Origin of the sequence: Sphingomonas sp. CCH9-F2 (assembly GCF_001556735.1) — a bacterium.
GTDB lineage: Bacteria > Pseudomonadota > Alphaproteobacteria > Sphingomonadales > Sphingomonadaceae > Sphingomonas > Sphingomonas ginsenosidimutans.
Map to the genome: position 1 here is coordinate 1 of NZ_LSJO01000658.1, position 8895 is coordinate 8895.

Annotated in this window: 8 protein-coding genes; all 8 read right to left on the bottom strand. The window is 69.0% G+C overall.

Going from position 1 to position 8895, the window contains the following annotated elements; all coding sequences use genetic code 11:
* On the bottom strand, positions 1 to 897 hold an 897-nt coding region (locus AX685_RS18625; protein ID WP_156445928.1), incomplete at its 3' end, for a VOC family protein.
* Between the two features lie 20 nt (positions 898 to 917).
* Positions 918 to 1925: an arginine N-succinyltransferase gene (locus tag AX685_RS18630; protein WP_066491341.1), complete on the bottom strand. Its 1008-nt coding sequence runs from the start codon at positions 1923 to 1925 to the stop codon at positions 918 to 920.
* A complete protein-coding gene (gene astD, locus AX685_RS18635) occupies positions 1922 to 3361 on the bottom strand; it encodes a succinylglutamate-semialdehyde dehydrogenase (RefSeq protein WP_066491342.1) in 1440 nt (479 codons plus the stop codon). Before astD ends, AX685_RS18630 begins: the two co-directional genes overlap by 4 nt.
* Entirely contained in the window at positions 3361 to 4557 is a 1197-nt protein-coding gene (locus AX685_RS18640) for an aspartate aminotransferase family protein (protein WP_066491345.1), read from the bottom strand. Before AX685_RS18640 ends, astD begins: the two co-directional genes overlap by 1 nt.
* Positions 4558 to 4716: 159 nt before the next feature.
* Positions 4717 to 5829: a succinylglutamate desuccinylase/aspartoacylase family protein gene (locus tag AX685_RS18645; RefSeq protein WP_082741086.1), complete on the bottom strand. Its 1113-nt coding sequence runs from the start codon at positions 5827 to 5829 to the stop codon at positions 4717 to 4719.
* 211 nt (positions 5830 to 6040) lie between these two features.
* A complete protein-coding gene (locus tag AX685_RS18650) occupies positions 6041 to 7075 on the bottom strand; it encodes a zinc-dependent alcohol dehydrogenase (protein WP_066491355.1) in 1035 nt (344 codons plus the stop codon).
* A 60-nt stretch (positions 7076 to 7135) separates the two neighbouring features.
* The gene (gene adh, locus AX685_RS18655; RefSeq protein ID WP_066491356.1) at positions 7136 to 8662 is read right to left on the bottom strand and encodes an aldehyde dehydrogenase; all 1527 of its coding nucleotides are present in this window, start codon (positions 8660 to 8662) and stop codon (positions 7136 to 7138) included.
* A 140-nt stretch (positions 8663 to 8802) separates the two neighbouring features.
* Positions 8803 to 8895 (bottom strand): helix-turn-helix domain-containing protein (locus AX685_RS23475; protein ID WP_331710191.1); only part of this gene is annotated, 93 nt, incomplete at its 5' end.

Here is an 8895-nt window from a genome sequence, read left to right on the forward strand (position 1 = left end):
GGTCAGTGCGGCGCCGCGCTGTTCGATCTCGCCGAAGCGGGCGGTGTGCTGGCCCGGCTGGTCGCCGGGGAAGACCACATCCTCTTCGATCGCCTTGAAGCTGGTCTGGCGTAGCAGGATCGGAACCGCGCGCGGCGGCGGCCCCTCGACCACCGCCTTCGCGTCGATTCCGCGCGCCTGCATCTCCGCCTGCGCGGCGTCGATATCGAGCGTTCGCGGGGTCAGGTGGTTGATATGCGGCCCCCGAAACGAGACGATATCGGCGATCAGCCGGTGCGCGGCGCTCAGCCGGGCATAGGCGTCGGCACCGACGCGCGCATCGCCGTGCCAGCGGAAGGTTTCGAGCAGCTCGGCGACGAACCGGTTGGCGTCGTCCTCGTCCAGCCCGCCCTGTGCCTCCGCGCGTTCGATCAGGCGCACCGCCTCGTCGGTGAAGATCCGGCGGTTCGCCAGGATCGCTTCCGCCTCGGCACGCAAGCCTGCATCCTCGATCAGTTCGATCCGCAGCAGCGAGGTGAAGATGCGGAACGGATTGGCGGCCAGCGCGGCTTCGTCGACCGGGCGGAACGCGGTCGAATGGACCGGCACGCCGGCCACCGACAGATCATAATAGCCGACCGGCCACATCCCCATGACCGCGAAGGCGCGGCGCATCATCGCCAGTTCCGCGGCGGTGCCCAGCCGGATGGCGCCGTGCCGCTCGACATCGAGCCGGTCGAGTTCGCCGCGCGCGCGCAGTTCGGCCGCCAGCGCCGGGCGATCCGCCAGCACCCGCCGGTTCACGTCGGCAACGATCGACAGCAGATCACCGTACAGCGGCACCTCGTCGCGATACATCGCCGACATGGCGTGGGAGAAACGGGTACGGATCGTGTCGGCACAAACCGGGACGGACATGCGGGCAGCTCCCAGACGGATTAGCGAGGCGAATAGGTGAGGATGTCGCCGGTCGCGACGCCCAGCGCGGCGGCGGCGGCCGGGTCGATCGCGATGCCGTCGCCATGCGGCGCCACCGTGCCGAAACAGCATCGGAACGCCGCCAACCGGCCGCTCGCCACGATTACGGGCGCTCCGCCGGTCGCCGCGATCGCGTGGACCGTGGCGGTGCGCGCCCGGCGGATCGTCTCGATCCGGTCGGTGGCGGCGGTCATGGTCGGGCCGCCGTCGAACAGGTCGATGTGGCGATCGTGGCGAAAGCCTTCCTTTTCCAGCAATCGCATCGCCGGACGCCCCGACGGATGCGGCACGCCGACCACGTCGCGTGCCCGCGCATCGAGCATCGCCAGCAGTACCGGGGTCCGCGGCATCATGTCTGCCAGGACATGGGTGCCGTTGGCGGCGTTGAACGCATCCGCCTCGGCGAAGCCGATGCCAAAGAAACGCCCTGCGATCCCGTCCCAGAAGGGTGCGCCGCCGTCGGCGTCCACCACACCGCGCAGTTCGGCGATGGTCGTAGCCGCGAAGCGGGCGCGGTGCATCGCCATGAAGAGGTAGCGGCTGCGCGCCAGCAGTGCGCCGGCCCCAGCGGCGCGGGCGTCCGCGCGCAGGAACAGGCCGCCGACCTCGCTGCATCCATGATGGTCGGTGCAGACCGTCAGCTCGTCGGTCTCGATCGCGCGGGCCAGCCCGGCGCACCATGCGCTGCGCCGGTCGATGCGATAGCTGTAGAAGGGGGTGTTGCCGCCGACCCGTGCGAAAATCTGGCAAGTGCCGCAGGCAGCGGTGCCGTCTTCCAGCACGAACAGGAACCGGTCGTCATCCGGCTGGCCCTGTTCGTGGCCGAAAGCGGCGATCGCCGCGGTCAGCCGGTCACGCAATTTGTCGCGATCGGGCGGCAGGTTCACGAACCCGCCGCCCGTGCTCCGGGCCATCGCATCCAGGGCGGGCAGGTCGTCGAGGCCTGCCGCGCGAACTACCATCGTCATGGGCGGGCCAGACCCTCGGCCTCGCCCAGCAACGGTTGCAGCGCGTCCCACTGGCCGGTGGCGCCGTCCGCCTCGAAACTGACCATCGGATAGGCGCAATAATCGGCGGCGTAGAAGGCGCTGGGGCGGTGGTTGCCGGAATCGCCGATCCCGCCGAACGGCTGCGCCCCCGCGGCACCCGTCGTCGGGCGGTTGCGGTTGACGATGCCGGCGCGCGCCTCGGTCAGGAAATGCCGCCAAAGCGCGTCGTCGGCGGTCACCAGTCCCGCGGACAGGCCGAAGCGGGTGGCGTTGGCCAGCGCGATCGCGTCGTCGAACGATGCCGCGCGATGCACCTGCAGGACGGGGGCGAAAATCTCGTCATCCGGCGCGTCGAGGCCAGTCATGTCGATCAGCGCGGGGGTGACGAAGGCGGGCCTTTGCCCCGCGACCGTGCCCAGGGGCACGATCGTCCGCCCCCCCAGCGCGACCAGCCGGTCGACCTGCCCGCGGGCCGCCGCCGCCGCCTGGTCGGAGATCAGCGGCCCCATATAGGGGGCCGGCGCGTCGTCCCAGCGACCGATCGTCAGCCGCGGGATCAGCGCCGCGACCGCGTCTGCCACCGCATCGCCGAATGTGCCGGCCGGCAGGATCAGCCGCCGGGCGCACGAACAGCGTTGCCCGGTGGTAACATAGGCCGATTGCACCACCAGCGCGGTGGCTTCCCGAACGTCGCCGTCCCACACCACCAGCGGATTGTTGCCGCCCAGTTCCAGCGCCAGGATGACGTCGGGCCGCTCGGCGAACCGGCGGCGGAAGTGCGCGCCGGTTGCCGCCGATCCGGTGAACAGCAGGCCGTCGATCCGCCCATCGACCAGCGCCGCGCCGGTGTCGCGCCCGCCCTGTACCACCTGCAGCACATCGTCCGGCAGGCCCGCCGCGTGCCAGGCATCGCGCATCGCCGCGCCGACCGCGGGGGTCAGTTCGGATGGCTTGAACACAATCGTGTTGCCCGCCAGCAACGCCGGGACGATATGCCCGTTGGGCAGATGGCCGGGAAAATTGTACGGCCCCAGCACCGCCATCACGCCGTGCGGGCGGTGACGCAGGATGGACGCGCCGAACGGCATCGGCGTCTCGCGATGGCCGGCGCGCTCCGCCTGCGCCGCGATCGACAGTTCGACCTTGCCGATCATCGTCGCGACTTCCTGCGCCGATTCCCACAGCGGCTTGCCGGTTTCGCGGGCGATCACCCATGCCAAGTCATCGCTGCGCTGCTTGAGGACACCGGCATAGGCGCGCACTACCGCGATCCGATCGTCCAGCGCGGTGGCGCGCCAGTCGCGGAACGCCGCGCGGGCGCGCGCCACCGCCGCCGTCACGTCCGCCGCGGTGGCGGCCGGCGCGGACCAGACGGTTTCGCCGGTCGCCGGGCAGGTGGATGTCAGCATCGTCATCACGCGGCCTGCGCCATCGCACCGCGTGCCGCGACGCAGGCGGACTCCAGCCGGGTCACCGCCTCGGCCACTTCGGCGGGGGTGATGAGCAGCGAGGGCAGCAACCGCACGCAATTCTCGCCGCCGCCCGCGACCAGCAGGCCGTGATCGCGCGCGACGCCCATGAACGCACGATTGTTGGGGATCATCTTCAACCCGATCAGCAGCCCCTTGCCGCGCACCTCGGCGATGACGTCGGGGAAGCGCCCGCGCAGCCCCTCAAGCCGTTCGAAAAAATCGGCGCTGGCGGTGCGGGCATTGGCCAGCGTCGCCTCGTCCGCGATCGTGTCGAACGCGGCGATGCCGACGGCCATCGCCAGCGGATTGCCGCCGAAGGTGGTGCCGTGGACCCCCGGGGTCATGCCCTTCGCCGCCTCCGTGGTGGCAAGGCACGCGCCGACCGGGAAGCCCGATCCCAGCGCCTTGGCCAGCGCCATGATGTCAGGCGCCGCACCGTCGAACCACTGGTGGGCGAACAGTCTGCCGGTGCGCCCCATGCCGCTTTGCACCTCGTCATGGATCAGCAGCACGCCATGCTTGCGCGTCAGCGCGCGCAGTCGCAGCAACCAGTCGCCCGACAGCGCCCGCGCGCCGCCTTCGCCCTGTACCGGCTCGACGATCACCGCCGCAGTGGTCGGGCGCGCGATCGCTTCCTCGATCGCGGCGTCGTCGTCGACCGACAGCTGGACGAACCCCGGCAGGCGCGGACCGCAGCCCTCCATATAACCGGCGTTGCCGGAGGCGTTGATCGCAGCATAGGTGCGCCCGTGGAACGACCCGGCGAAGCCGACGATGTCGATCCGTTCCGGCTGGCCGTTAACGTGATGGTAGCGGCGAGCGGTCTTGATCGCGCACTCGACCGCTTCGGTGCCGGTATTGGCGAAGAACACGCAATCGGCGAACGAGGCATCGACCAGCCGCTGCGCCAGCGCCTCCTGCCCCGGAATGCGGAAGATGTTCGACACGTGCCACAGCTTGCCGGCCTGTTCGGTCAGCGCCGCCACCAGCGCGGGATGCGCATGGCCCAGCGCGTCGGTGGCGATACCGGCGACGCAATCCAGATAGCGCCGGCCGCCGGTGTCGGTCAGCCACACGCCCTCACCCGACGCGACCGCGATCGGCGCCCGATTGTACAGGTTCATCAGCGGATCGGTCATGACGTTTCCTATTCTGGCGAGGGGGCGATATCGGGCCGTGGCGGCCCGCGCATGCCACGGGCCGCCCGCTTTATCGGACAGGATCGGCGACGGGCCAAACGTATTGGCCTCATCTGCTGATGCGGAAATGGAATGTAGGCGGAATGCGCCTACACGTCGTTAATTGTCCTTCTTGCGCGGCAGGGGCGGGCAGCCCGTGCGCAGGCATGGCAGGCTGGGGTCCCAAGAGATCAGGCGGACCACCATGTCGCCCGGCTGGGTGCGCGGATCGGTGCCCATACCCGCCACGCGCGCATCGAGCGGGGCGGTCAGCGTCGCGACGGGGCGGCCGAACGGGTCGGTCACAACCGCAAGCACGTCGCCCTTCTTCACGAACTGGTTCAGCGTCACGCGCACATGCGCCCAGCCGCCGCGCGGACTGTCGACATTGGTGACAAGATTGCCCAGAAACGGTTCGGGATCGCTCAGATCGGGCGTCCCCGGCAGCATCTTGCGATCGATCATGACATTGCGAACCCCGCGCAGCGCGCGGGCGATCATCGCTTCGTCGAACACCTCCGGCGCGCCCAGCTCATAGGTGACAGCGGGGATGCCGTTGGCGTTGAGCATATCCTCCACCGCGCCGTCCAGACCGGCCTGGATATAGATGCTGTCGGGGCGCAGCATGTCGGCCAGCCGCTTGGCGGCGGGCGTGTTGACGAACACATAGGCGGGATAGGTGCCGCCGCGCGATTGCGTATGCAGGTCGATCCCGAGATCGGCGTTGTCGACCATCAGCCGCGACCACAGCCGCGCGGCAAACCGTTTCGCGCCGCCGCCTTCGTCGCCATGGTCCTTGCGGTCCTGCGGGATCAGGCGGTTCAGGTTGTCGCCCGCGCCGGTATGCCCGCCGGTGAAGGCGCGGGTCGAATTACGCAGTCCGGGGGCGTTGAGGCCGGGCACCGCGATCAGCGTGCCGGACAGCGTCGCCGGGTCGAGCCCCTCGACTAGGCGCTGGATCACGCCGATGCCGTTCAACTCGTCGCCATGGATGCCCGCGGTCAGCAACAGGCGCGGTCCGGGGCGCGGCCCCTTCACGACGATGACCGGGACATAATAGCCCTGGCCGACGTCATTGTCGTCGACGCGGAGCCACAGCCGCGTCTTGCCGACCGGCAGGGATGCCGAATCGAGCCGCTCGATCACCGGCGAACCGTCGATCCGGTCCGTGGTCTGGCCCTGCGCGGAGGCGCTAAGGAAGGGCTGTGCGATCCCGAGCAGCAAGGCAGCCATTCCGATCCGGCATGTGGCCGAGCGGCATTTTGCAGCGAAATTCATATCGTTCACCCCCCAGTGACGGCATCGTGGCGCGGATCCCCGGGGCAGTTTCCCGAATTCCGCCCGTCACGGGAAGTGACATTATGTCATGTTCAGATGCACGGGCGTCATCAGTCGCCCGTGATCGGGCGGCGGCATAGCGCCCTGCCGCCGCCCGCGTTCGTCGTCAGGCGGTCAGGTCCATGACGACACGCCCTTCGATCTGGCCCCTGTGCATCCGATCGAAGACGGTGTTGATGTCCGCCAGCCGCGCGACCTCCACCGTGGCGCGCACTTTGCCGTGCGCGGCGAAGTCGATCGATTCCTGCAGATCGAGGCGCGTGCCGACGATCGATCCGCGCACGGTGATGCCGTTAAGGACGAGGCCGAAGATGTTGAGCGGGAAGTCGCCGGGCGGCAGACCGTTGAGCGCCACCGTCCCGCCGCGCGCCATCATCCCGATCGCCTGCGCGAACGCCCTTTCGCTGACGGCGGTGACCAGCGCGCCCTGCGCACCGCCGCCGGTCTCGCGCTTGATCGTGGCGGCCGGATCGGGGTCGGTCCGCGCGTTGACGGTGACGGTCGCGCCCAGCCGGCGGGCGAGCGCCAGCTTGGCATTGTCGACGTCGACCGCCGCGACGTTCAGGCCCATCGCGACCGCATATTGCACGGCCATATGCCCCAGCCCGCCGATGCCCGAGATGACGACGGTGTCACCCGGCCGGGTGTCGGTCATCTTCAGCCCCTTGTAGACGGTGACGCCGGCACACAGGACCGGTGCGATCTCCGTAAAGCCGATCGCGGCGGGCAGGTGACCGACATAATCGGGATCGGCGAGGACGTAATCGGCGAACCCGCCGTTGACCGAATAGCCGGTGTTGAGCTGCGCCTCGCACAACGTTTCCCACCCGCCCAGGCAGTGCACGCAATGGCCGCAGGCGCTGTACAGCCACGGCACGCCGACGCGGTCGCCCTCCTTCACGTTCTTCACCCCGGCGCCGACCTGGCTGACGAAGCCGACGCCTTCGTGACCGGGGATGAACGGCGGCTCGGGCTTGACCGGCCAGTCGCCCTGCGCGGCGTGCAGATCGGTGTGGCATACGCCCGATGCCTGGATCGCGACCTGGATCTGGCCGGGGCCGACCTGCGGCACGGGCACTTCGTCGATGCTGAGCGGCTGGCCGAACGCGCGCACGACCGCGGCCTTCATGGTCTTCGCCATAAAGTTCTTCCTTCCTTCGAGGGGAAACCGCCCCGCCCGGCCGGGCGGGGCGTCATATCGTCAGAAGAAGCCGAGCTTCTTCGGGCTGTAGCTGACCAGCATGTTCTTGGTCTGCTGATAATGATCCAGCATCATCTTGTGGTTCTCACGCCCGATGCCGGATTGCTTGTAGCCGCCGAACGCCGCGTGCGCGGGATAGGCGTGGTAGCAATTGGTCCACACCCGTCCGGCCTGGATCGCCCGGCCGAAGCGGTAGCAGGTGTTGGCGTCGCGGCTCCATACCCCGGCACCCAGGCCGTAGGCGGTGTCGTTGGCGATCGTCAGCGCCTCCTCCGCATCGCTGAACGTCGTCACCGAAAGCACCGGGCCGAAGATCTCCTCCTGGAAGATGCGCATCCTGTTATGGCCGCGGAACACGGTCGGCTGCACGTAATAGCCGCCCGACAACGCCCCGCCGGGATCGGCCGTGCCGCCGCCGATCAGCAGTTCCGCGCCCTCCTGCCGGCCGATATCGACATAGGAGAGGATCTTGTCGCGCTGTTCGGCCGACGCCTGCGCGCCGATCATCGTCGCGACATCCAGCGGATTGCCCTGGACGATCGCGGCCACCCGCTTCAGCGCGCGTTCCATGAAGCGGTCGTAGATCTTCTCATGGACCAGCGCGCGGCTGGGGCAGGTGCACACCTCGCCCTGATTCAGCGCGAACATCGTGAACCCTTCCAGCGCCTTGTCGAGGAAATCGTCATCTTCGCGCGCGACATCCTCGAAGAAGATGTTCGGCGACTTGCCACCCAGTTCCAGCGTCACCGGGATCAGGTTTTCGCTGGCATATTGCATGATCAGGCGACCGGTCGAGGTCTCCCCGGTGAACGCGATCTTGGCGATCCGGCGCGAGGTGGCCAGCGGCTTGCCCGCCTCCAGCCCGAAGCCGTTGACGATGTTGAGCACGCCCGGCGGCAGGATGTCGCCGACCAGGTCGATCCACACCATGATCGAGGCGGGGGTCTGTTCGGCGGGTTTCAGCACGATGCAATTGCCGGCGGCGAGTGCGGGGGCGAGCTTCCACGCCGCCATCAGCAGCGGGAAGTTCCACGGGATGATCTGCCCGACGACGCCCAGCGGCTCGTGGAAATGATAGGCGACGGTGTCGTGGTCGATCTCCCCGATCGATCCTTCCTGTGCGCGGACGACGCCGGCGAAATAGCGGAAATGGTCGATCGCCAGCGGGATGTCGGCGGCCATCGTCTCGCGGATCGGCTTGCCGTTGTCCCATGTCTCGGCGATCGCCAGCTGTTCCAGATGCTGTTCCATCCGGTCGGCGATGCGATTGAGGATAAGCGCCCGTTCGGCGACCGAGGTGCGGCCCCAGGCGTCCTTCGCGCTATGCGCCGCGTCCAGCGCGGCCTCGACATCCTCGGCCTGCGACCGCGCGATCTCGCCCACGGGCTGGCCGGTCAGCGGCGAGATGTTCTGGAAATAGCGGCCCGCCTTGGGCGCGACCCAGGTGCCGCCGATGAAATTGTCGTAGCGCGGCGCGAACGGCGCACACAGCGTCGTGGCGGGGCGATCGAGGGTAAGGGTGCTCATGGTCCTCTCCTTCACGAGGTGGGGCGCCGTGACGGCGTCTGTCCCCCGTTATCGCCCCCGGTCGGCAAGCGCGGAAGGGGAGGGGCCGACGTAGGACCGCCGCTGTGTCTCGCCGTCGAGACAGCTGGCGGCGGCGATCGTCAGCCGGTCAGGCCGGCGCGTGCCATGCGGCGGTACAGCGTCGCCCGCCCGATCCCCAGCAGCCGCGCCGCCCGGCTGGCGTTGCCGCCCGC

Coding starts and splice junctions, on each gene's coding strand:
- AX685_RS18630 (WP_066491341.1), bottom strand. CDS start 1,925: ATGACGATGGTAGTTCGCGCGGCAGGCCTCGACGACCTGCCCGCCCTG.
- astD (WP_066491342.1), bottom strand. CDS start 3,361: ATGACGATGCTGACATCCACCTGCCCGGCGACCGGCGAAACCGTCTGG.
- AX685_RS18640 (WP_066491345.1), bottom strand. CDS start 4,557: ATGACCGATCCGCTGATGAACCTGTACAATCGGGCGCCGATCGCGGTC.
- AX685_RS18645 (WP_082741086.1), bottom strand. CDS start 5,829: ATGGCTGCCTTGCTGCTCGGGATCGCACAGCCCTTCCTTAGCGCCTCC.
- AX685_RS18650 (WP_066491355.1), bottom strand. CDS start 7,075: ATGGCGAAGACCATGAAGGCCGCGGTCGTGCGCGCGTTCGGCCAGCCG.
- adh (WP_066491356.1), bottom strand. CDS start 8,662: ATGAGCACCCTTACCCTCGATCGCCCCGCCACGACGCTGTGTGCGCCG.